The 21,755-nt window shown below is 35.2% G+C and carries 21 protein-coding genes; 16 read left to right on the forward strand and 5 right to left on the reverse strand.

Annotation, left to right across the window (positions count from 1 at the left end; genetic code table 11):
* The first annotated feature begins 53 nt into the window (after window positions 1–53).
* The 4 genes from EDC58_RS01875 to EDC58_RS01890 are packed head-to-tail and all read left to right on the forward strand — an operon-like array spanning window position 54 to window position 2,949.
* Window positions 54–632: a DedA family protein gene (locus EDC58_RS01875; RefSeq protein ID WP_211325210.1), complete on the forward strand. Its 579-nt coding sequence runs from the start codon at window positions 54–56 to the stop codon at window positions 630–632.
* Window positions 629–1,414, forward strand: a complete 786-nt coding sequence (locus EDC58_RS01880) for an undecaprenyl-diphosphate phosphatase (protein WP_123351807.1) — start codon at window positions 629–631, stop codon at window positions 1,412–1,414. The genes EDC58_RS01875 and EDC58_RS01880 overlap by 4 nt, the downstream gene beginning before the upstream one ends.
* The gene (locus EDC58_RS01885; RefSeq protein ID WP_123351808.1) at window positions 1,407–2,537 is read left to right on the forward strand and encodes an MFS transporter; all 1,131 of its coding nucleotides are present in this window, start codon (window positions 1,407–1,409) and stop codon (window positions 2,535–2,537) included. Before EDC58_RS01880 ends, EDC58_RS01885 begins: the two co-directional genes overlap by 8 nt.
* On the forward strand, window positions 2,518–2,949 hold the full coding sequence (locus EDC58_RS01890) for a phosphoribosylaminoimidazolecarboxamide formyltransferase (RefSeq protein WP_123352149.1): 432 nt from the start codon (window positions 2,518–2,520) through the stop codon (window positions 2,947–2,949). The genes EDC58_RS01885 and EDC58_RS01890 overlap by 20 nt, the downstream gene beginning before the upstream one ends.
* Here EDC58_RS01890 and lolA read toward each other — a convergent pair.
* Window positions 2,946–3,437, reverse strand: a complete 492-nt coding sequence (gene lolA, locus EDC58_RS01895; protein ID WP_123351809.1) for a LolA-like outer membrane lipoprotein chaperone — start codon at window positions 3,435–3,437, stop codon at window positions 2,946–2,948. The two genes, EDC58_RS01890 and lolA, sit on opposite strands and share 4 nt — an antisense overlap.
* Before the next feature lie 58 nt (window positions 3,438–3,495).
* Between lolA and secA the strand changes: the two genes are divergently transcribed.
* From secA to EDC58_RS01935, 8 genes are all read left to right on the forward strand, one after another.
* Window positions 3,496–6,150 carry a preprotein translocase subunit SecA gene (gene secA, locus EDC58_RS01900; RefSeq protein ID WP_123351810.1) on the forward strand — a complete coding sequence of 885 codons (2,655 nt, stop codon included), beginning with the start codon at window positions 3,496–3,498 and terminating at the stop codon, window positions 6,148–6,150.
* Between the two features lie 9 nt (window positions 6,151–6,159).
* A complete protein-coding gene (locus EDC58_RS01905; RefSeq protein WP_123351811.1) occupies window positions 6,160–7,353 on the forward strand; it encodes an ABC transporter permease in 1,194 nt (397 codons plus the stop codon).
* Window positions 7,354–7,464: 111 nt separating this feature from the next.
* On the forward strand, window positions 7,465–8,331 hold the full coding sequence (dapA, locus tag EDC58_RS01910; RefSeq protein ID WP_123351812.1) for a 4-hydroxy-tetrahydrodipicolinate synthase: 867 nt from the start codon (window positions 7,465–7,467) through the stop codon (window positions 8,329–8,331).
* A gap of 9 nt (window positions 8,332–8,340) precedes the next feature.
* The gene (locus EDC58_RS01915; protein WP_123351813.1) at window positions 8,341–9,117 is read left to right on the forward strand and encodes an enoyl-ACP reductase; all 777 of its coding nucleotides are present in this window, start codon (window positions 8,341–8,343) and stop codon (window positions 9,115–9,117) included.
* Window positions 9,118–9,159: 42 nt separating this feature from the next.
* Entirely contained in the window at window positions 9,160–9,711 is a 552-nt protein-coding gene (gene pgsA, locus EDC58_RS01920) for a CDP-diacylglycerol--glycerol-3-phosphate 3-phosphatidyltransferase (protein WP_123352150.1), read from the forward strand.
* Window positions 9,708–10,751 carry an RIP metalloprotease RseP gene (rseP, locus tag EDC58_RS01925; protein ID WP_123351814.1) on the forward strand — a complete coding sequence of 348 codons (1,044 nt, stop codon included), beginning with the start codon at window positions 9,708–9,710 and terminating at the stop codon, window positions 10,749–10,751. The genes pgsA and rseP overlap by 4 nt, the downstream gene beginning before the upstream one ends.
* 9 nt (window positions 10,752–10,760) lie before the next feature.
* Window positions 10,761–11,420 carry a YggS family pyridoxal phosphate-dependent enzyme gene (locus EDC58_RS01930; RefSeq protein WP_123351815.1) on the forward strand — a complete coding sequence of 220 codons (660 nt, stop codon included), beginning with the start codon at window positions 10,761–10,763 and terminating at the stop codon, window positions 11,418–11,420.
* A 160-nt stretch (window positions 11,421–11,580) separates the two neighbouring features.
* The gene (locus tag EDC58_RS01935) at window positions 11,581–12,525 is read left to right on the forward strand and encodes an arsenate reductase ArsC (protein WP_123351816.1); all 945 of its coding nucleotides are present in this window, start codon (window positions 11,581–11,583) and stop codon (window positions 12,523–12,525) included.
* Here EDC58_RS01935 and EDC58_RS01940 read toward each other — a convergent pair.
* Complete coding sequence (locus EDC58_RS01940) at window positions 12,508–13,737, reverse strand: M16 family metallopeptidase (protein ID WP_123351817.1); 1,230 nt, start codon at window positions 13,735–13,737, stop codon at window positions 12,508–12,510. The two genes, EDC58_RS01935 and EDC58_RS01940, sit on opposite strands and share 18 nt — an antisense overlap.
* The gene (pyrD, locus tag EDC58_RS01945; RefSeq protein ID WP_123351818.1) at window positions 13,727–14,815 is read right to left on the reverse strand and encodes a dihydroorotate dehydrogenase (quinone); all 1,089 of its coding nucleotides are present in this window, start codon (window positions 14,813–14,815) and stop codon (window positions 13,727–13,729) included. Before pyrD ends, EDC58_RS01940 begins: the two co-directional genes overlap by 11 nt.
* 77 nt (window positions 14,816–14,892) lie before the next feature.
* Between pyrD and EDC58_RS01950 the strand changes: the two genes are divergently transcribed.
* On the forward strand, window positions 14,893–15,480 hold the full coding sequence (locus EDC58_RS01950; RefSeq protein WP_170151099.1) for a DUF996 domain-containing protein: 588 nt from the start codon (window positions 14,893–14,895) through the stop codon (window positions 15,478–15,480).
* On the opposite strand, the gene cysS is transcribed toward EDC58_RS01950, so the two are convergent.
* Both cysS and murJ read right to left on the reverse strand, forming a co-directional pair.
* Window positions 15,477–16,871 carry a cysteine--tRNA ligase gene (gene cysS, locus EDC58_RS01955; protein WP_123351820.1) on the reverse strand — a complete coding sequence of 465 codons (1,395 nt, stop codon included), beginning with the start codon at window positions 16,869–16,871 and terminating at the stop codon, window positions 15,477–15,479. The genes EDC58_RS01950 and cysS overlap by 4 nt on opposite strands.
* The gene (gene murJ, locus EDC58_RS01960; RefSeq protein ID WP_123352151.1) at window positions 16,868–18,265 is read right to left on the reverse strand and encodes a murein biosynthesis integral membrane protein MurJ; all 1,398 of its coding nucleotides are present in this window, start codon (window positions 18,263–18,265) and stop codon (window positions 16,868–16,870) included. Before murJ ends, cysS begins: the two co-directional genes overlap by 4 nt.
* Before the next feature lie 28 nt (window positions 18,266–18,293).
* Between murJ and EDC58_RS01965 the strand changes: the two genes are divergently transcribed.
* Genes EDC58_RS01965 through EDC58_RS01975 form a run of 3 tightly spaced genes read left to right on the forward strand, consistent with a single transcriptional unit; the run spans window position 18,294 to window position 21,711 of the window.
* On the forward strand, window positions 18,294–20,153 hold the full coding sequence (locus EDC58_RS01965) for a flagellar assembly protein A (protein WP_123351821.1): 1,860 nt from the start codon (window positions 18,294–18,296) through the stop codon (window positions 20,151–20,153).
* Window positions 20,137–20,667, forward strand: coding sequence for a Holliday junction branch migration protein RuvA (gene ruvA, locus EDC58_RS01970; protein WP_123351822.1), 531 nt, complete (start codon window positions 20,137–20,139; stop codon window positions 20,665–20,667). The genes EDC58_RS01965 and ruvA overlap by 17 nt, the downstream gene beginning before the upstream one ends.
* A gap of 9 nt (window positions 20,668–20,676) precedes the next feature.
* A complete protein-coding gene (locus tag EDC58_RS01975; protein WP_123351823.1) occupies window positions 20,677–21,711 on the forward strand; it encodes a D-alanine--D-alanine ligase in 1,035 nt (344 codons plus the stop codon).
* The last annotated feature ends 44 nt before the right edge of the window (window positions 21,712–21,755 follow it).

Raw genomic sequence — 21,755 nt, forward strand, 5'->3', positions numbered from 1 at the left:
ATTTTGCTAATTGTATTTACTGACATTAGCGTATAATTTTTAAAGGAGAGGGTTTGAGTGAAATTGTAAATTTTTTAGTCGATACGATCGGTGCGTGGGGATATATCGGAATTTTTCTTTTGATGTTTTTGGAGAGTAGTTTTTTTCCGTTTCCGAGCGAAGTTGTAATGATACCGGCAGGTTATTTGGCAAGCAAAGGAGAGATGAATTTATATTTGGCTATATTCGTGGCGGTTTTAGGTTCTGTTGCAGGTGCGTGGTTTAATTATCTCATAGCTTCACATATGGGTAGGGCGTTTTTGATTAAGTTTATGAGTGAAGAGAAGATAAAAAAACTTGAAAACTTTTTCGAAAACCACGGACATATTTCAACATTTAGCGGTAGGTTGATTCCGGGAGTTAGACAATATATCTCTTTTCCGGCGGGTCTTGCGAAAATGCATCCTCTAAAATTCACAATCTACACCGCTCTTGGTGTCGGAATTTGGGTTACGATTTTGGCGCTTCTTGGATATTTTATCGGAGAAAATCAGCAAATAATACATAAATACCTTAGAGAAATTACTATAATTACACTTGTTGTTTTAGCGATTATTATTTTCTTTTATATCAAATTAAAGGTTAAAAAATGACACTGATTGACAGCTTGATTTTGGGAATAGTAGAGGGGATAACGGAGTTTTTACCTATATCTTCAACAGCTCATATGATTGTAGTATCGACGCTTTTGGGACTTAAACAAACAATCCAAAACGTTGCTTTTGAGGTGATTATTCAGCTTGGTGCCACTCTTGCTATCGTTTTGATTTATTTGAATAAAATCAATTTTAAAGAGATAGATTTATGGAAAAAGGTGATTTTAGCGTTTTTCCCTTTGGCGATTGTAGGATTTCTTCTAAGACATCAAATAAAAGAGCTTTTTACTATTACGACCGTTGCTTGGATGTTTATAATAGGCGGAATTGTCTTTTTTGTTGTTGAATATTTTTATAAAGAAGAAAAAGCAAAAGTTACGAAAGTAGAAGACGTAAACTACAGACAAGCTTTGATTGTCGGGTTTTTTCAGGTGTTTGCATTGATTCCGGGAACGAGTAGAAGCGGTTCTACCATTGTCGGCGGAATGCTTAGCGGGCTTAGCAGGAAAACGGCTGCCGATTTTAGCTTTTTGTTGGCTATTCCTACGATGTTTGCGGCAAGCGGATATGAGCTTTTAAAAAACATTCACTCTTTCAAAGACCAAAACGGCCTTGTTTTGGCGGTGGGGTTTGTTGTGAGTTTCATTTCGGCGTATGTTGCCGTTAAGTTGTTTTTGAAATTTGTGGAGAAATATACGCTAATTCCTTTTGGGGTTTATAGAATACTTTTCGGTGCTGCTTTACTTTGGATGATTCACATCGGAATGATAAGTGGATAAAAACGTTGTCGTTTTAGGTATTGTAAGTTTTTTTACTGATCTTGCAAGTAGTATGGTAAATACCATACTACCGCTTTTTATAGTTTATATTTTAAATGAAGGTGTCGATAAGTTAGGCTATGTACTTGCTATTGCCACATTTTTATCGTATGCTTTAAGAGTCGTTTTCGGTTACTTTTCCGATAAATACGGAATTGTAAAACCTTTCGTAGTTACGGGATATCTGATTTCCGCTATTTCAAAACCTCTTTTATATTTTTCTCACACATGGAAAAGTGTCGCTTTTTTAAGAGGTACAGAGAGAATCGGCAAGGCTATTCGCTCTGCTACCAAAGATACTTTGTTAAGTGCTTATTCTCATTCTCATAGCGGAAAAACTTTCGGTTTTCATAAGATGCTTGACGTTGCAGGTGAAATGACGGGAGCTTTAATAGTTTTTTTGATTTTGATGTTTATCGGTAAAAGTGAAGAAATTTTTAGATTGATTTTTGCTTTTACAATAATTCCCGGAATTATTTCCGTTTTTTTAGTTATTTTTTTCGTCAAAGACGTAAAAAAAGAAAAAATTTCTAAAAATATAGATTTTAAAAAAGATAAAGAGGTAATAAAATTTTTGTTTTTTTATTTCGGATTTTTGATTTTTGCGTTTAACGACTCTTTTTTCGTTATAAAAGCAAAAGAGAGCGGTTTTACATTTGAAATGATACCTTTGTTAATTATTGTTTATAATCTAACTCAAACGCTTTTAAGTTATTTTTTGGGTGTTAAAATAGAAAAAGAGGGATATAAAAAGATTCTTTTGATAAGTTTTGTTTTCGGGATACTTAGCGTAATTGCTATGAAAATGTCATATATTGTTTTAGGATTCGTATTTTTGGGTATTTTTACCGTCGGGTCATTAAACGCGATAAGGAGTTATATTTCTGACAATGCATTTAACAAATCGACAGTTTACGGTTTTTTTTATACCGGTGTTGCCATAAGTGCTTCATTAGCGTCTCTGATTATAGGAAAATTGTGGCAAAATTACGGAGAAAATTTCGCATATGTTTATTCAATCACAGGTATGATTTTTGTTTTATTATTTTATTTAAAGGACGGATATGTTAGAGCCTATCATTAACCACCAAAAAGAGTTAAAAGAGATTTTTAAAAAAATGCAATTTTTAAGAGATAATTTCGACTTCGGAAATCCCGATGCGTTTTATGAAGAGCTGTATGATTTGGTAAAAGAGATGAGAAGCGAGCTTGATTTTCATTTCAATCTCCAACAATACGGCGTAACAAACGAAAAAGCGAAAAAATTCGTACTTGAAAATATGCTTGTAAAAGAGATGCTTTTTAGAATGCTTGATTATATTAAAGCAAAAAGTGTCGAAAAATCTCCCGATGCATTTTTGAAATTCGACGATTTTGAAGAGATACTAAAAGCGTACCTTAAAAAAGAAAGAGGTCTTTTTATCCAGCAGTTACAAAGTGTTTTGAGTGAAGAAGAGATAAAAGAGACCGAAGAAAATATTAAAAAACTTATTTAGTTTTCGTGTACGACATCCACATCTGCAAGATAATTTAGTTTGAAAACGTCACTTGGAGCACTGTTTTTTTGGTCGAAAAACTTTATTTCGACCTTATTTCCCAAATCGTCAGTATAATAAAGCTTTTTAAGAGTTTTGTCATATATGAAATATATTGTTTTATTATCTACTTTCGTTTCGTAAAGGTCGTCTTTTATTTTTTTTGCTTTTTTTAAAATTTCGTTTAAAGTAGCGTTTTTTTTGTTTGCAATTGTTAGTTGCATCAAATCGGGTTCGTAGATGTAGATTTTGTTTTTTATCCAGATTGTTTTTTCGGTAGGATATGTATATTTCCAGACTATTTCCTCGCCTTTTTTATATACGTCGCCTTTATAAGTTATAGTTTGGTCTTGTGATTTTACGGTTTGGACGAATTTCGCACTGAATTCTTTAGGCGGTGTCAGGGCGAATAAAAAAACTGCGCTTAAAAATAAAATTATCTTTTTCATTAATTTTCCTTATAATTAATTTATGTTATTATAACAAAAAACTTTTAAAGGCATTTTAATGGTTAAGAGCGTGTTTAGAAAGATTTTCGGGACAAAAAACGATAGAGAATTGAAACGATATTTTAAAAGAGTGCAAGAGATTAATGCCTTGGAGCCTAAATACGAAAAATTAAGCGACGAAGAATTAAAAAACGAATTTAATAAAATCAAAAACCAAGTTTTAGAAGAGATTAAAAACGGGGCGGACGAGCAAGAAACTCTCAATAAATACTTAAACGATGTTTTTGCAATGGTAAGGGAAGCTGGTAAGAGAGTTCTTAATATGAGACATTTCGACGTTCAGCTTGTGGGTGGTATGGTGCTTCACGAAGGTAAAATCGCCGAAATGAAAACGGGTGAGGGTAAGACGCTCGTTGCGACTTTGCCGGTTGTTTTAAATGCTATTTTGGGTAAAGGCGTACACGTAGTAACCGTAAACGATTACTTAGCACAAAGAGACGCCAACGAAATGGGGAAATTATATGACTTTTTCGGCTTTACAACAGGCGTAGTAGTAAGCGGTATGGAAGATTACGAAAGAAAAAAAGCGTATGAATGCGACGTAACATACGGAACGAACAGTGAATTCGGATTTGATTATTTAAGAGACAATATGGCTTATGAGTGGGAGCAAAAAGTCCAAAGAGGGCACTATTATGCGATTGTGGACGAGGTGGATTCGATTTTGATTGACGAAGCGAGAACTCCTCTAATTATTTCAGGTCCCGCAAACAAAAGAACGGAAGATTATATAAGAGCGGATAAAGTTGCAAAACAGCTCGAAAAAGACAAACATTTTACAATAGACGAAAAAGACAAAGTCGTTTTATTAACTGAAGAAGGGATTAAAAAAGCCGAAGAGCTTTTTGGCGTAGACAACCTATATACACCTGAAAACGCGGTGCTTGCTCATCATTTAGACCAGGCTTTAAAAGCGAACTATCTTTTTAAAGAAGGAAGAGATTATATCGTTAGAAAAGGTGAAGTGTTAATCGTAGACGAATTTACCGGAAGAATTGCCGAGGGTAGAAGATTTAGCGAGGGGCTACACCAAGCTCTTGAAGCGAAAGAGGGTGTCGAAATTCAAGAAGAGTCTCAAACTTTTGCCGAAACTACATACCAAAACTATTTTAGACTTTATGAAAAACTTGCCGGTATGACGGGTACGGCTCAGACTGAAGCTACTGAGTTTTTGGAAATTTACGGACTTGAAGTAATCTCTATTCCTACAAACAAACCTGTTGCCAGAAAAGACCTAAACGACCTTGTGTATAAAACCGAAGAAGAGAAATTCGAAGCTGTAGTTAAAAAAGTAAAAGAGCTTCATAAAAAAGGACAGCCGGTACTTATAGGTACTACAAGCGTACAAAAGAGTGAATATTTAAGCCATCTTCTTAAAAAAGAGGGAATTCCTCATACGGTACTTAACGCCAAACATCACGAAAAAGAGGCTGAAATTATCGCACAAGCCGGAAGAAAAGGCGCTGTGACGGTGGCTACGAATATGGCAGGTAGGGGTGTAGATATTAAGATTGATGATGAAGTAAGAGAACTTGGCGGATTGTATATCATAGGTACGGAAAGACACGAAAGTAGAAGAATCGACAACCAGCTAAGAGGACGTTCGGGACGTCAAGGAGATCCGGGAGTTTCTCAATTTTATTTGTCTTTAGAAGATGATTTGCTTAGAATTTTCGGTAGTGACAGAATCAAAAACATTATGGAAAGACTCGGAATCGAAAGAGGAGAGCATATCGACTCTAAACTCGTAAGCCGCGCTATCGAAAACGCACAGAAAAAAGTCGAAACTATGCATTTTGAAGCAAGAAAACATATCTTAAAATATGACGACGTTGCAAACGAACAAAGAAAAGTGATTTACAAATTCAGAGACCAAATCCTAAACCCTGAATTTAATATTTCCGTAAAAATTGATGAAATAAGAGAAGAATTTGTGGATTATATTCTCTCTCATGCCGAAATTTTCGAACACTCTTTGCCTGAAGAGATTGATATAGAAAAATTAAAAGCGACTTTAAAAGAGTATACGGGTATCGATTTTAACGATGAAGAATTAAAAGGCAAAGATTACTCACAACTTAGAGAGTTTTTGATTAAGAGATTAAAAGAAGAGTATGAGAAAAAATTCGAAGATGCTTCACCTGAGGATAAACAAAAAATCGAAAGACAAGTGCTTTTACAAGTGCTTGACGAGAGCTGGAGAGACCACTTATATATGATGGATATCTTAAAAACGGGTATCGGTCTTAGAGGTTATAATCAAAAAGACCCTCTTGTAGAATATAAAAAAGAGTCGTTCGATTTATTCCAAGAGCTTATTCAAAGAATTAAAGTCGAAAGTATGAAAGTGCTTCATAATCTACAAATCGAATATCAAATGCCGGAAATTGACCCGGATATTAACGAATTTTTAAAATCTTTAGAAGGTAAAGATATCGACGAGATACTGGCAAATATTCCTGAAATTCCGGGTGAAGAGCAATTTGAAAACAAAGATATGGATGAGATTATGAAAGAGCTTGAAGCTCAAACGAACGCTTTAAAAGCCGAATTCGAAGCTAAACAGAGAAAAAAAGTAAAAAGAAACGAGCCTTGTCCTTGCGGAAGCGGCAAAAAATATAAAGATTGCTGCGGTAAAAGCCCAAAATTTTAAAGGTTTTGTTTGAATAAAAAGTTTGTTAAGTTTATAATCAAAAGATATCTGAGGTTCGATAGAAAACATCCGTTTATCTATATCAGCTTTATTCTCGCCTTTTTAGGCATTATGACAGGTGTTGCGACTCTTATGATCGCTATGGGAATTATGAACGGAATGGATAGGGAGTTTGAAAAAAAATTAAAAGTTATGAACTATCCTATAACCGTTTATACTTCTCTTGCAAAAGTAAACGACTCTACTTTAAAACTCTTAAAAAAACATTTTCCTAATTTCAAATATTCTCCTTATATCGAATCGAATGCGATTATCAAAAAAAACGGACTCAACGGCGTTATGCTTTACGGGGTGGATTTCAAAAAAGAAGCCGAGATTAATTATATTTTCAAAGATGCGATAAAAGGAATTAAAAAAGTAGGGATTTTTGACGTAGTGGTGGGGAAAAGGCTTTTTGATAGTACCGGTATGTATAAAGGCGAAAAAATAATAATGATTTTTTCAAAAATGACTCCTATGGGATTCGGAATTTCGCCTTTAATAAAAAAAGTTAAAGTTATCGGTTATTTTAACAGCGGGCTTGTTGCGTATGATAAGGGAATTGCGTATATGAATATCGAAGGTCTAAAAAGAATTCTTCACCAAAACTACTATAGCGGTATTCATATCTGGACGCCTAATCCTTTTAAAGATATCGAAAAAATCAAAAAAATCCTTCCTCCAGGAATCGGAGTTGTCGGATGGTGGCAGCAAAACGGAAACTTCTTTGCCGCTTTAAAAATGGAAAAAAGGGCTCTGTTTTTAGTATTGATGTTGATTATTATCGTAGCCGCTTTAAATATCATAAGCTCGCTTTTGATGATGATTATGAGTAAGAGAAAAGAGATTGCTTTAATGATGAGTCTTGGTGCGAGTAAAAAAGAGATAAAAGCTATCTTTTTAAGACTCGGGATGATTATCGGAATTGCCGGAATTATAAGCGGTGCGGTTTTAGGCGGGCTTGGAATATGGGTTTTGAGGACGTTTGATATTATTAAATTGCCGGCGGATGTTTACGGGGTTAGCAGGCTTCCTATAGATTTGAGTTTGGTTGATTTCGGGCTTATTATAATAGGTGCCTTTGTGATAATTCTTCTCTCAAGCGTTTATCCTGCAAAAAAAGCTGCGGATACGGACGTGCTTGAGACTTTAAGATATGAATAATTAAAACGGAAAATCAATGATTATTTTGTTTTTTACTAAATTATTATCAGGTTTTCGTTTTCCGTTTTTCATATAATATAATATGCTATAATTTCGGAAAAAAGGATAAAAATGCAAGGTGCAATGACCGCCCTTATTACTCCGTTTAAAAACGGAAAAGTTGATGAGGAAACGTATGCGAAACTTATTCAAAGACAAATCGACAACGGAATCGATTGGGTCGTACCTGTAGGAACGACGGGAGAGAGTGCCACACTAACTCACGACGAACATAAAAGATGTATCGAAATTGCTGTGGAAGTTTGCAAAGGAACCGATACGAAAGTTTTAGCCGGAGCCGGGAGTAATTCTACTCACGAAGCGATAGATTTGGCGAAATTCGCAGAAGAAAAAGGTGCCGATGCGATTCTTAGCGTATCACCTTATTATAATAAACCTACTCAAAGAGGACTTTACGAACACTACAAAGCTCTTGCGAACTCAATAGAAATTCCTGTTGTTTTATATAACGTACCGGGAAGAACATGTAGCAATATCGAAGTCGATACTGCTATAAGATTATTCAACGAAGTGGAAAATATCGTAGCTATTAAAGAAGCGACCGGAAAAATAGAAAACGTAGTCGCGCTTTGCTCTAAAAGCGGAATAAGCGTTATCAGCGGCGATGATGCCATCAACTATCCTATAATCGCAAGCGGCGGAAAAGGTGTTATTTCTGTTACTTCGAATTTACTTCCTAAAAAAATAGCGGATTTGGTTCATAGTGCGTTAAAAGGGGAATTTATAGAGTCTAAAAAAATAAACGAAGAGCTTTACGAGTTGAATAAAATTCTGTTTGTAGAAAGCAATCCTATTCCTATCAAATACGCAATGTACGAAGCAGGTTTGCTACCGAGTCTTGAATACAGACTTCCGCTTGTGGAACCGAGCGAAGAAAATAAAGAAAAAATCAAAAAAGTATTGAAAAAATATCTATAAGGAGAAAGTTTGAAAGGTAAAGTATTAGTAATAAGCGGGGCGACAAGAGGTATCGGAAAAGCGATAGCTGAAAAATTTGCGAGTGAGGGCGTAAATATAGCATTTACATACAATTCGAACAAAGAAACGGCTGAAAATTTGGCAAAAGAGTGGCAAGATAAATATTCAATCAAAGCAAAAGCGTATCAATTGAATATTTTAGAGCCGGAAACTTATAAGGATTTGTTTAAACAAATCGATGAAGATTTCGATAGAGTGGACTTTTTCATATCAAACGCAATTATCAGCGGTCGTGCGGTTGTCGGGGGATTCGGTCCTTTTATGAGACTGAAACCTAAAGGCCTTTGTAATATCTTTACGGCGACAGTTAGTGCATTTGTTGTTGGAGCTCAAGAAGCGGCAAAAAGAATGGAAAAAGTAGGTGGAGGTAGTATAATTTCTCTAAGCTCTACCGGAAACTTGGTATTCACTCCGAATTATACGGGGCATGGAGCAAGCAAAGCTGCGGTTGAGACTGTAGTAAAATACGCGGCTTGCGAACTTGGTGGCAAAGGTATCAGAGTCAATGCCGTAAGCGGAGGTCCTATCGATACCGATGCATTAAAAGCGTTTCCTAACTATGAAGAAGTTAAAGCGGAAGTTGAAAAAAGAAGTCCTCTAAATAGAATGGGACTACCGGAAGATTTGGCGGGAATTTGTTATTTTCTATGTACTGATGAAGCGAGTTGGATTACCGCTCAGACGTTTATTGTTGATGGTGGAACGACTTTCGGATGTAAAGGATAATTTTTGGTTGTCACTCCTGAGGGGATAAGATTCCACAGATATATGCAATGGCAAAAAAGACTTAAAAACGTTCCTAACATTTTGGCGTTTTTAAGGATTTTGCTTGCATTTTTAATGTATCTTTTTTTGGTAAATCGAGATATTTTCGGCGGTATTCACTCCTCTTGGCTCGATTATTTCGCCGCTTTGATTTTCGTAATAGCTTCTATTACCGATTTTTTCGACGGATATATAGCAAGAAACTTCAACGCTTCAAGTAAACTCGGAGAAATTCTTGACCCTCTTGCCGATAAAATGCTTATTTTAGGTGCTTTTTTGGGGCTTTTGTATTTACACAGAGCAAATGCGTGGGCGGTATATTTGATTTTGGTAAGGGAGTTTTTTATTACCGGACTTAGGGTTGCTATGGCAAGCGAGGGGCTTAGCGTAAAAGCTTCCATGGCAGGAAAAGTAAAAACCGTCTCTCAAATGGGCGCTATCGGATTTTTGTTGATGGATTGGCCATGTGCCGATTGTCTGCTATGGATTGCGGTATTTTTGACGATATATAGCGGTATCGATTATGTAAAAGTTTATATTAAGGCGCAAAAATGATTACCGCTATTTTAATACTCTCTTTTTTGATTTTTTTTCACGAGCTCGGACATTTTATTATGGCAAGACTTGTCGGTGTCAAAGTGGAGGTTTTTTCAATTGGCTTCGGTAAAAAGCTCGTTTGCAAAAAAATAGGCGAAACTCAGTGGTGTTTGAGTGCTATTCCTCTTGGGGGTTACGTTCAGATGAAAGGTCAAGACGACAGCGACCCTCTAAGTAAAAGTGACGACCCTGACAGCTACACTTCAAAAACTCCTTGGCAGAGAATCCTTATTCTTCTTGGAGGACCGGGTTTTAACTTTTTGCTTGCGTTTTTGATTTACCTTTTTGTAGCGTTTACCGGGTGGGCTAAATTGGCTCCTGTTGTAGGAAAAGTTCTTCCGGATACGCCCGCTGCAAAAGTTCTAAAACCAAACGACGTTATTTTAGCGATAAACGGAATTAAAATAAAAAGCTGGGACGAGATAGGAAAAATAATTCAAAAAAGTAATATCTTACATCTCACAATCAAAAGAGACGGGAAAGTTTTGGATGTTACGTTAAAACCCAAAATAGTACCCGAAAAGAATATTTTTAACGAAGTGGTAAAAAGAAAAATAATAGGTATAGCCCCTAAACCTGAAATCATAAAAGTTAAATATTCGTTTTTTGAGGCTTTTAAAGTGGCTTGGGATAAGTTTTTGAGTGATGCCACTATGATAGTAAAAGGCGTCCAAAAACTGATAACGGGAGCAATCGGTCTTAATAATTTAAGCGGACCTATCGGAATTGTGGACGTTACGGCGAAAGTTGCTTCTTTAGGATGGCAACCGCTTCTATTTTTGACAGCTCTTCTTAGCGTAAACTTGGGAGTTTTGAACCTACTACCGATACCGGCGCTTGATGGCGGACATATAATGTTTAATCTGTATGAGGCTATTTTTAAAAGAGAAGTAAATGAAGAAATAATGTATCGTTTAACAATTGCCGGTTGGATAATTTTGGGAGGATTGATGTTGATAGGGGTTTATAACGACTTGCATAGAATTTTTACCGGATAAGGAGGAGAAATGACGCTTGATGAATTAATCCAAAGAGTAGAAGCCGCAAGACTTAGAAGAAGCGAACATCTTATAGTTCAAATCGTAGCGGTTACGAAATATACTAACGACCCGGAAGTTTTAAAAAGACTATATAACGACGGACAAAGGGCTTTTGGAGAAAATAGGGTCCAGGATATGGAAGGTAAAGTAAAAGCGCTAAGCGATTTGCCGATTGAATGGCATTTTATAGGTAATTTGCAAAAAAATAAAATCAACAAACTCCTAAAACTAAATCCGTTTATGATTCAATCTATCAATTCGTACGAACTTGCCGAGGCTATTAACAAAAGAGCCGATAAACCCGTTAGATGTCTTATCGAGATAAATAGCTCCGGTGAGCCGACAAAACACGGAATGGAGCCTGAAATAGCAGTCGATACCTATCTTAAAATAAAAGAAAACTTACCGAATATCAACCTACAAGGCGTTATGACTATCGGGGCTCATACTGATGATGAAAAAGCGATTAGAGAGTCGTTTAGAAAGACATACAAAATTTTTGAAGAGCTAAAACCTTACGGAGCAAAGATATGCTCTATGGGAATGAGCGGAGATTTTGAAATAGCTATTGAAGAAGGGTCGAATATGATAAGAGTCGGGAGTGCGCTAATAAACAGCTATATGTAGAGTAAAAATATTATGTTAAGTTGTGGACAAATAAACCTATTCACTTAACACCTATCTATTGTTTGTTTGCATTTTTAATTTTTTTAGCTGAGCATATTTTTTTTGTGTAATATTTAAGAATTGATTGGTTTTTTTAAAAAATAATCGAGTAGGGGAACGTATGAAAAAAGTTTTGATTTTATGTACCGGAAATAGTTGTAGGTCGATTATGGCTGAAGGACTTATCAATAAATTTTTAGAAGGTATTGAGGCAAAAAGCGCCGGTAGTAAGCCGAGCGGAAAAGTAAACGCAAACGCAATTAAAGCTCTTAAAAAAATGGGTGCATGGTGTGATGATTATCATTCAAAATCAATAACCGACTTAAAAAATGAAGAGTTTGATTTGGCAATTACCGTATGCGATAATGCAAGAGAAGCATGCCCTGTCTATCCGAATGCCAAAAAGACTATCCATATTCCTTTTGAAGACCCAGACGGCAAAGATTTCAGTGCTTTTGAAGAGACTATAGAAGAGATGCAAAAAAGGCTTATTCCAAAAGTTATAAAAGAGCTCTCTTTTGAAGACAATTTCTTAATAAACAAAATAAAAGGAGATTTGGCAGAAAATATTTGCAGGGTTCATTTCGAAAATATGGGATATGACGTTTCAAAAGTGGGCGTTGAGAATATATCTTCCGTTTTTGCGCATTTAAACGGATATGAAAAAAACTACATTGAAAAACTAAAACTTCTTTTTCAAAGAATGCCTGATTTGCTTATTACCCATAACGAAAAAAAAGAAGCCGCTCTTTTTGAAGTAAAATACAACAAAAACCTAAATACTCAAGATGATTTAAAAAATTTTTCAAAATATCTTCACGAAAGATACGACTATCATATCAACACTTTAAAACTGCCTGTTTATTTTTATGTAGTCACAAACAAAAAACCATACGTTTATGTCCTAAAAGCCAACCATACCAACGGAAATACCGGAGGGTTTTATCCGGCGGATAGTTCTTGGCTTGATAAATTTCCGATTTTTAGCAAAGAAAACGCAAAAAAGAGTTTTAGGGAAGTCTATTTTAGCGTTATATATCCGGCGTTGTCAGATATTTTTGAGTAGTTTTACAGTTACGCTTTTATCGAAATATTTTTTTATCTCCTCTAACTTTTGAGGGGTTAGGGCGTTTAGTTTTTCTTCGTATTCCAAAAGCGGAGTTATGTCTCCTTTTGCGAAATAGTCTCCGTAAATATTACTAACCCCGCTACTGCTTTCAAGATGAGTCAAAAAGTCCATTTTCGTTTGATTTTTGACTTTATTTAAGTCTTTTTTGGTAATTTTAGTGTTTAAAAGGATTTTTTTAATCTCTTTTATAACTTTATCCGGATTTACTCCCGGGTTTACCATTGCAAGTGCCAAGAATACTCCCGGGTCTTTTAATTCCATATTATACGCATACACTTCGCTTACAAGTGCTTTTTGGTTTATTAATTTTTCTCTTAAAATACCGCTTTTTCCACCACTTAATATTTCGCTGTAAGCACTTAGGGCGAATTGGTCTTCGTGTCTGAAATTTGGTATGTGAAAAGCTATTGCGACGATATCGACTTGAGTTTCTCTTTTTATCACTATTTCTTTGTCGCCGTCAAGAGGCGGTTCTTTTTGGTGAATTTCAGGTATTTCAGTTGAGTTTTGGATATCTGCAAAATATTTTTCGGCTTGTTTGAAAACTTCATTTTCGTCAATATCACCTGCGACAAGTAAAAAGGCGTTTTTCGGTTGATAAAAGGTTTTGTGAAAACTTTTGATATCTTCTATCGTCCAATTTAAAATATCCTCTTTAAATCCGATAGGCGTCCAATGATACGGATGATAAACGAAAGTATTGTTAAAAAGCCTAAAATAGAGATATCCGATAGGATTATTATCCGTCCTCCAAAGTCTCTCTTCGTAAACGACTTTTCTTTCTCTTTGAAATTCTTCATCGTTTAAGTTTAAGTTTTGCATAACTTCGCTAAAAAGCTCGAACGTTTTATTTAGATATTCGCTTGAGGTTTTTATGTAGTAGTGAGTGTAATCAAACCCGGTAGAAGCGTTATCCACGCCTCCTAAGCTTTTTACTATTTTGTCAAAGTCACCTTCTTTTAGGTTTTTTGTTGATTTGAAATTCATATGCTCAAGCATATGAGCTATCCCAGTTTTTCCTAAAGTTTCGTTTCTGCTTCCGACTTTATAAAAAATATTGCTTGTTATTACTTTGCTGCCTCTATTCATAGGAATTGCGATAACTTCAAGAGAATTTTTTAAAGTCGTTTTGTAAAATTTATGAAGCATCCTCATCCTTTGTGAGTTTTTTAGGGATATCGACGCCTATCGCTTCGCTTATGTGATTAAATCCGTCTTTTTTAAGAAGTTCTATAAGTCCTAAATTTATATCTCTGACAACACTCGGACCTTTATAGATAATTGCCGTATATATTTGCAATAAACTCGCTCCCATTCTTATTCTTTTATACGCTTCTTCGGCGCTGTCTATTCCGCCGACACTTATGATAGGAACTTTTCCGAATACTTCGCTTGCGACTATTCTTAAAACTTCAAAACTTCTTTTTGCAAGAGGTTTTCCGGAAATTCCTCCTTTTTTTACAGGAGTCTCTATAAGGTCGTAATTTACGGTTGTGTTTGTTACTATAATTCCGTCAGCTCCGTTTAATACGCTTAGATTCGCCAAATTTATAATCATTTCGTCTTCCATATCGGGAGAAAATTTAATTAAAATAGGTTTTTTTGTGAGACTTTTAAGCTCGCTAAAAAGTTTCGCTATAAATTCTGCGTTTAATAAATCCCTAAGCCCCGGCGTATTCGGTGATGAGATGTTGATAACGAAAAAATCGACGACGTCGTTTAGAGTTTTCACAAGAGCTTTATAATCCTCAATCGCTTTATCTTCGGGAGTGGTTTTGTTTTTTCCGATATTTGCTCCTATCGGTAATACGAAAGGATAGATTTTTTCGAGTCTTTTTTTGATTATATGCATTCCGTCGTTATTAAATCCGTATGCGTTTTGAATGGCTTCGTGTTCTACCCATCTCCAAGAGCGAGGTTTTTCGTTTCCGGGTTGTTCGATAGGTGTTACCGCACCTATCTCTCCCCACCCGAATCCTAAGACAGGCCAAGCCGGAATCATTGTCGCGTTTTTATCAAAACCTGCAGCGACACCGATAGGATTTTTAAATTCCAAATTCCATATTTTTTGGTTTAGCATAGGGTCGTCAATAAAGTTTTTTTCGATTAGCCAATTAAAAAACAGAGGACATCTTCTTGTAGTCTTAAAAATAAGCTCGACGATATTGTGAGCGGTTTCGGGGTCGATTTTGTAAATAAGAGGCTTAATATTTTCAAAAAGGCTCATAAGTTTCCTTTTTGTAAAATTATACATAAATGTTTTGAAAAATGCTAAAATAGCGTATTCCAAAATAAAGGATGAAAATGCAAAAATTCCAAACATGGGGAATTATCGGGGTTATTTTATATCTTTTGAGTTATATTCCGAATGCTTCAGTCTTTTTTATTTTAATAGGGTCAGTGATTTTGATTTATGCGTTTTGGTTGGCTTCGAAATATTTTTCAAACGACGAAATTTTTACGAAATTTTTATTCGGGATGATAATCCAAGCGATTGCGACTTTTCTTTTTATGTTTAAAATCGCGGCCGTGATTTTTGCCGTTTTAATGGGAGCTTTTAGTGCTAATCCCGTCGTTCCGGTTTTAGGTACTATCGCTATTTATTTTGCGGTTTATTACGTATTGAATATTTTCGGAGCGTTTTTAATAAAAGAATCTCTTTCAAAATTAAAAGACTCTACAGATATTTCGCTTTTTGAATACAGCGGGGTTATGATTATTTTGGGTGCGGTATTAAAAGTTATCGCAATAGGATTTTTGGTGGAGATAATAGGTTGGTTGATGTTGATAGTTGCGTTTTTGAGCTATAAAGAGCCTGTAACGACTCAAAAAGACGATGATATTATCGATGTGGAAGCTGAAGAAGTAAAACTAATAGAGGAGAAAAACTAAACTTTCTCCCATACTGTGCCGTTTGGAGTATCTTGAATCATTATTCCCATTTCTTTAAGTTCGTCTCTTATTTTGTCCGCAAGTTCGAAGTTTTTCTCTTTTTTTGCCGCGCTTCTTTTTTCTATAAGCTCGTTGATTTTGGCTTTTGTTTCTTCGTCGATTCCCGCTTGGAAATATTCATAAGCATCGCTTCCGCCAACCCCAAGTAGCTTATCGATAAATTCAATGTTTGAAACAATTTTTTGTTTTAAGGCTTTGTCTTTCGGATTTTTATCAAGCGCTTCGTTTGCCACTTTTACGAATTCATCCACTACCGCGAGGGCTTTTGAGATGTTTAAGTCGTCTTTCATCGCTTCAAGTAGGGCGTTTTGGAACTCTTTGTCTTCTTGTTTTTTTGTTACTCCGTAAACTCTTTTTTTGAGGCGGTAGAGTTTATCGAGTCTTTTTTTGCTTGCTATCAAATCTTCTTCGCTGAAATTCAGAGGCGCTCTATAATGCGTACTCATAAGATAAAATCTTAGTACTTCTCCCGGATAATGTTTTAGCGCGTCTTTTACGAAAAAGCTGTTACCAAGAGATTTGCTCATTTTTTCGCCGTTGATTTGCACAAATCCGTTATGCATCCAGTATTTAGCCAAATGTCCTCCGTAAGCGCAGTGGCTTTGGGCTTCTTCGTTTTCGTGGTGAGGGAAGAATAAATCGGCTCCCCCGCCGTGAATATCGATTTCGTATTCTCCGTCGTATGCGATATGTTTTTTTATCATTGCGCTACATTCGATATGCCATCCCGGTCTTCCTTTGCCGTACGGCGAATCAAAACATACGTCACCTTCACCTTTGCATGCTTTCCAAAGAGCAAAATCGGCCGGATTTTTTTTGCCCTCGGTATCTACTCTGTGAACCACCTCATCTTCTTGGCATTTGTTTGAGAGACGACAATATTCTTCGTCTTTGCTCGTATCGAAATAGATATCTCCGTTTGGCAGTTTATACGCATATCCTTTTTCCAAAAGCCTGTCTATCAAATCGAACATCGCATCAAGAGATTCCGTGGCTTTAGGTTCGATATCGGCTCTTTTTACATTTAAAGCGTCCATATCTCTAAGATAAGAGTCGATATAATACTCCGTAATTTCTTTTAAACTTTTTCCCGTTTGATTCATTTTGTTTATGATTTTGTCGTCGATATCTGTGAAGTTTTTAACAAAAGTCACTTTATATCCGAGCGCTTCTAAAGTACGTCTTAGTAAATCGAAACTGATAGAACTTCTTGCATGTCCTAAATGAGCGTCGTCATATACCGTCGGTCCGCAGACGTACATTCTTACTTCGTCTTTTTTAATAGGCTCGAAAGGTACTTTTTTTCTTTGGTGGGAATCGTAGATAATCATAATACTCCTTCTAAAAATATTATTGCGTATTTGAAAACTATTGCTGAAATTATACTACCAAATATTACCAAAAACATCAAAAGCACGTATTTCTTTTGAAAAAAGTTTATAAAAAGCTTAAATCCGAACTCTTTTAACGTCAAAAAGAATAAAACTATACCCCCGATACTGCTTGCAAGCGCCAAGCCGTAAACTTTCAGAGGAAAAATAAGAGCTATTGAAAAAACAATATTAACCCCTAAGGAAATCGCCGAATATTTTGCGGCTTTTAGGTGTCTGTGTGTTGCGTACAGATAGCTTGAGAAGAGTTTGTTTAGCCCAAACGGCACGAGTCCGATCATATACATTATCAAAACCACCGAAGTTTCTATCGTATCTTTTTGAGTGAATGCTCCTCTTTGAAAGAGAAGTTTAACTATCTCTTTTGCATCCGCTATAGCTACTATACTTGCGAAAATCAATAGATAAAATAAATACCAAAAAGCCTTTTTCATATTTTCAAGAGCGATTTTTTCTTGGTTGTTGTTTAGTGCTTTTGTGATTTTCGGGAATAAAACGGTAGAAATCGCTATTGCAAAAAGCGCAAAAGGGAGTTGAAAGAGTCTGTTTGCATAATATAGGTAGCTGATACTTCCCGCAGCCAAAAAACTTGCAAGCCACGTATCCAAAAACGCGCTTAAATGAGCCGTAGAATTTCCGAAAACTGAAGGTAAAAAGTGTTTTTTAAAAGTACTCAAATCGACTTCTTTTTTGCTTTTTGCTCCGATATAGAGGAATTTTAGGATTTTGTATCTTTTTGCCGCTATTAAGTGAGCTATCACCTGAGCCGCTCCGCCTATGACAACAGCCCAGCTAAGATACCAGATTATCTTCTCTTTTGGAAGATTCATAGAGTATAAAAGCGCCGCAATAAGCGAAATATTCAATAAAGCCGTCGAAAAAGCTGTGGTTGCGAAATGGTTTTTGTATTGAAGAAGCGAGGCGAAAAACGTAACGATAAATATCAAATCCAAATACCAAAAATTTATCGCAACCAAAGGTGCTGCTATTTCTTTTGCTTTTTGCGAAAATCCGTATGCTAAGATTGAGGTTATTTGATAGGAAAAAAGGTTTACTAAAATCGTAATACCTAATATAATTAAAAGAAAAGTTATAAAAACTTTCCATGCGAATTTGGGTTTGTAAGGGCTTTTTGCAAAGCTTGGCAAAAAACTTTGGGTAAATGCGCCTTCTGCGAATATTCTTCTGAAAAGATTTGGAAATTTAAAAGCTACGAAGAATATGTCGGAATAAATATTTGCCCCCAAAACGCTTGCACTTAACAAATCTCTTATGAATCCTAAGATTCTGGAATTAAAGATTCCTACGAAATTAACGATAATACTTTTAATCATAGTTGAAATTTTAACATAAAGGGTCAGTGTGGGGATATTCGATTTTTTAAAAAAAGAGGAAAACAAAGAGGAATTTAGCGAAATTATCCTAAAAACGGAAAATGTCCCGCAAACCCTCCTTGATATTTCGAAAAAATACGACTTACCGCTATCAAATCTTGATTTCGAGCTTCTGAGTTACAAGACGTTTGTAAAAATGGGGGATACCGATTTTGTAGAGGCCGATAGCGAAACTTTAAAACTCATAGAGCATGAAAATTTTTTAATAGACGAGCACAACGAGATAAAACAGAGTTACGAAATAAAAGTAAAAAAGTACCGCTTTGAAGATGATTTCGAAATAATCGGAGAGATGAAAACGAATAAAAACCTTACAAAAGCGGAGTTTGTCATTCTTAAGAGTTCAAAACTCAATATAAAAAATCTAAAAGAGAAATTAATAGACGAATTTAATAAAAAGAAACTCAAAAATTCCCTTCTTATTAATTTATGCGATAAAAATATGAAAGAAGATATAAACAAACTCGTATCTTTAGTGCTGATAGAAGAGGGGTTGTCTCAAGATTTTAAAATAGAACTTTGCAAGTGCATCGATCCGAAACCGACAATTCAAGGACGAGTCGAATATACGTATAAAAAACACAAAAAAGAGCATGAAAACTTATATATTTATCCGATAAAAAAAGGTGAAACGATTATAGAAATAATAAAACCCAAACCCGGTACCAACGGTCGAAACTGCAAAGGCGAAATAATAAAAGCCGAGCCGCTTTTGGAATTTACTATTCCCGATATCGCTTTTGATGAAAAAACGATAAAAAAAGAGGAAAATGAAGAGAGGATAGTTTTTGTGAGTCTAAAAGACGGATATGTCGTAAAAGAAGACGATAAATTCGAAATAAAAGACCAGTTGGAGCTACGACAGGTCAATATAAAAACCGGAAATATAAAAGGTGCCGACGAGTCGGACGTAAAAATGAAAATAAACGAATCCGACGTTTTAAAAGAAGCGGTGGCGGACGGGATGGTCGTAGAAAGTAAAGAGCTTATTATAAAAGGAAACGTCGGCAATAAATCGAAAGTCAAAGCAAAAACTCTAAAAATAGAAGGTCAAACACACCAAAACAGCAAAATTTTGGCTATTGAAGCGGAAATTAACGTACATAAAGGATATCTAAAAGCCAAAAACGTTACTATTAATTCTCTTGAGAGCGGCAGAATTGTTGCTGATAAGGTGTATGTCAAAAGAGCTTTGGGCGGGGAGATAGTTGCAAAAGAGATAGAGATAGATATGTTGCTCTCACACGTAAAAATGTATGCTCTTAAAAAGATAAAAGTTAATGTGTTAAAAGGAGAGGAAAATCTTTTTTGCATATCACCAAAAAAAGTTTTAAAGGATACCGATATAAAAAAACTCGAAACCGAGCTTGAAGAGGTTAGAAGAGATATTCGAAGAGTAAAAGAAGAAGCGCTAAAAATTAAAAAAATTTTGCTTGAAAACAAAAGAGGATATTTGGAGCTAAAAAAAACATACGAAGAAAATAAAAAAAGAGGCGTAAAAAACTCTCCCGCATTAATTACAAAGCTAAAAAAATATCAAGAAATAAATAAAAAATATTTAAAATTTAATGAAAAAATAATGAATTTAAAACTAAAAGAAGAAGAAATTCTCGAAACTATTGATAATATTCAAAATGCTTTATATAATGCCAAAATAATAAATTGTTCGGCATGGACTCCATATAACCGAATCGAATTCGAACTTTTAGAACCGCCCGTAACTCTTAAATACGATACGAAAGACGACGGATATTGCGGTTTTAAGCTTAGATTTTTCGAATTTCCGAAAATTGTAAAAATAAAGGTTGATAATGATTGCGGCTCTTAGAGGAAAGATTTTTGAAAAAGAAAATGGTAAAATTTTGCTTGATGTAAATGACGTAATATACGAACTAAACGTCTCTTTGATAACTTTTTCAAAAGCGAGTGACGGCGTATATTACATAACCGAAATAATAAAAGAAAACGAGTATTCATTATATGCATTCGCCGATAAAGACGAAAAAAAGATGTTTGATTCGCTTATTAAGCTAAACGGAGTGGGGCCGAAAGTCGCTCTTGCGATATGTTCGACTTTTACGCCCTCGGAATTTGTGGAGGTCATAAATTCAAACGATATAAATTCTTTAAAAAAAGTACCGGGAATAGGGCCGAAATCTGCAAAAAGAATCCTTATGGAAATGGGTGATTTTGAAGTTGAAAGCGTAAATCCGGAAATAAATCAGGCTATTATGGCTCTTGAAAATTTAGGCTTTAAAAAAGCCGATATCATAAAAGCTATCAGCGGTCTTAGCGGTAGTGTCGAAGAGATTATAAAAGAAGCGTTAAAAAGACTTCATTAAAGGAGATAAATGAAATTTTTGGTAATTTTCGGAGGAAGCAGCTTCGAGCATGAAATATCTATAGTTAGTGCGATTACTTTAAAAGACAAAATCAAAAAACACTCTCTTGAATTTTTGTATGTTTCTCCAAATAGAGAGTTTTATTTGATAGACAAAGAGAATATGAAAAGCAAATATTTTGCAAGCGGTGAATATAAAAAAGCTCAAAAAGCGGAAATAACAAAAGGCGGGTTTAAATATCAAAAAGGTTTGTTAAAGAAAGATTATTATGTTAACTTCGATGTAGCGATAAACCTCATCCATGGAAGAGACGGGGAAGACGGAAAAATCCCGGGAATGCTCGAATTTTTCGGTATCAAAGCCATAACACCTAATATCGAAGCGAGTGTGGTGAGTTATAATAAACTATACACAAAAATGTATGCAAAAGAAATGGGAGTCGATGTAATTGATTATGAAGTTATCGACTTTCCAAAGACAAAATTCGATTTTCCTATAATCATCAAACCGGCACGACTTGGAAGCAGTATCGGGGTTAGTGTCGTTAGAAACCAAGAAGAGTTTGATTACGCTTTTGATGTGGCAAGGGAATTTGATGATTTGATTTTGGTAGAGCCGTTTATAGAGGGTATAAACGAATATAATCTTGCGGGATTTTTGAGTAGTGAAGGGTTTGTTTTTTCAAAAGTGGAAAAAGTAAATAAAAAAGAGTATTTGGATTTTGAGAAAAAATATATGGATTTTTCAAGAAAAGAGACTAAACTTGAAGAAGTTGATGCTGAAATAGAGCAAAAAATAAAAGAGGCTTTTGAAAAAATTTATAACACTACATTCAAAAACGCTCTTATAAGATGTGATTTTTTTGAAAAAGAGGGAGTTGTGTATCTAAACGAAATAAATCCGATTCCCGGCAGTCTTGCAAATTATCTTTTTGATGATTTCGATGAAAAACTCGAACTTCTTGCAAAAAACGTAACTCTCGAAAAACCTATAAATATTGATTTTGCCTATATCAATAAAATTCAAATGGCAAAAGGAAAATAACCCCAAAATTTCCCCTTTTTTCTTTCAAAATGCTATAATTATCA

Origin of the sequence: Caminibacter pacificus (assembly GCF_003752135.1) — a bacterium.
Taxonomy (GTDB): Bacteria; Campylobacterota; Campylobacteria; order Campylobacterales; family Nautiliaceae; genus Caminibacter; species Caminibacter pacificus.

Excerpts from the sequence above, each read along its gene's own strand:
- EDC58_RS01880 (WP_123351807.1), top strand. The coding sequence starts at position 629 with ATGACACTGATTGACAGCTTGATTTTGGGAATAGTAGAGGGGATAACG.
- EDC58_RS01890 (WP_123352149.1), top strand. The coding sequence starts at position 2,518 with ATGTTAGAGCCTATCATTAACCACCAAAAAGAGTTAAAAGAGATTTTT.
- lolA (WP_123351809.1), bottom strand. The coding sequence starts at position 3,437 with ATGAAAAAGATAATTTTATTTTTAAGCGCAGTTTTTTTATTCGCCCTG.
- secA (WP_123351810.1), top strand. The coding sequence starts at position 3,496 with ATGGTTAAGAGCGTGTTTAGAAAGATTTTCGGGACAAAAAACGATAGA.
- dapA (WP_123351812.1), top strand. The coding sequence starts at position 7,465 with ATGCAAGGTGCAATGACCGCCCTTATTACTCCGTTTAAAAACGGAAAA.
- pgsA (WP_123352150.1), top strand. The coding sequence starts at position 9,160 with ATGCAATGGCAAAAAAGACTTAAAAACGTTCCTAACATTTTGGCGTTT.
- rseP (WP_123351814.1), top strand. The coding sequence starts at position 9,708 with ATGATTACCGCTATTTTAATACTCTCTTTTTTGATTTTTTTTCACGAG.
- EDC58_RS01930 (WP_123351815.1), top strand. The coding sequence starts at position 10,761 with ATGACGCTTGATGAATTAATCCAAAGAGTAGAAGCCGCAAGACTTAGA.
- EDC58_RS01935 (WP_123351816.1), top strand. The coding sequence starts at position 11,581 with ATGAAAAAAGTTTTGATTTTATGTACCGGAAATAGTTGTAGGTCGATT.
- EDC58_RS01940 (WP_123351817.1), bottom strand. The coding sequence starts at position 13,737 with ATGCTTCATAAATTTTACAAAACGACTTTAAAAAATTCTCTTGAAGTT.
- pyrD (WP_123351818.1), bottom strand. The coding sequence starts at position 14,815 with ATGAGCCTTTTTGAAAATATTAAGCCTCTTATTTACAAAATCGACCCC.
- EDC58_RS01950 (WP_170151099.1), top strand. The coding sequence starts at position 14,893 with ATGCAAAAATTCCAAACATGGGGAATTATCGGGGTTATTTTATATCTT.
- cysS (WP_123351820.1), bottom strand. The coding sequence starts at position 16,871 with ATGATTATCTACGATTCCCACCAAAGAAAAAAAGTACCTTTCGAGCCT.
- murJ (WP_123352151.1), bottom strand. The coding sequence starts at position 18,265 with ATGATTAAAAGTATTATCGTTAATTTCGTAGGAATCTTTAATTCCAGA.
- ruvA (WP_123351822.1), top strand. The coding sequence starts at position 20,137 with ATGATTGCGGCTCTTAGAGGAAAGATTTTTGAAAAAGAAAATGGTAAA.
- EDC58_RS01975 (WP_123351823.1), top strand. The coding sequence starts at position 20,677 with ATGAAATTTTTGGTAATTTTCGGAGGAAGCAGCTTCGAGCATGAAATA.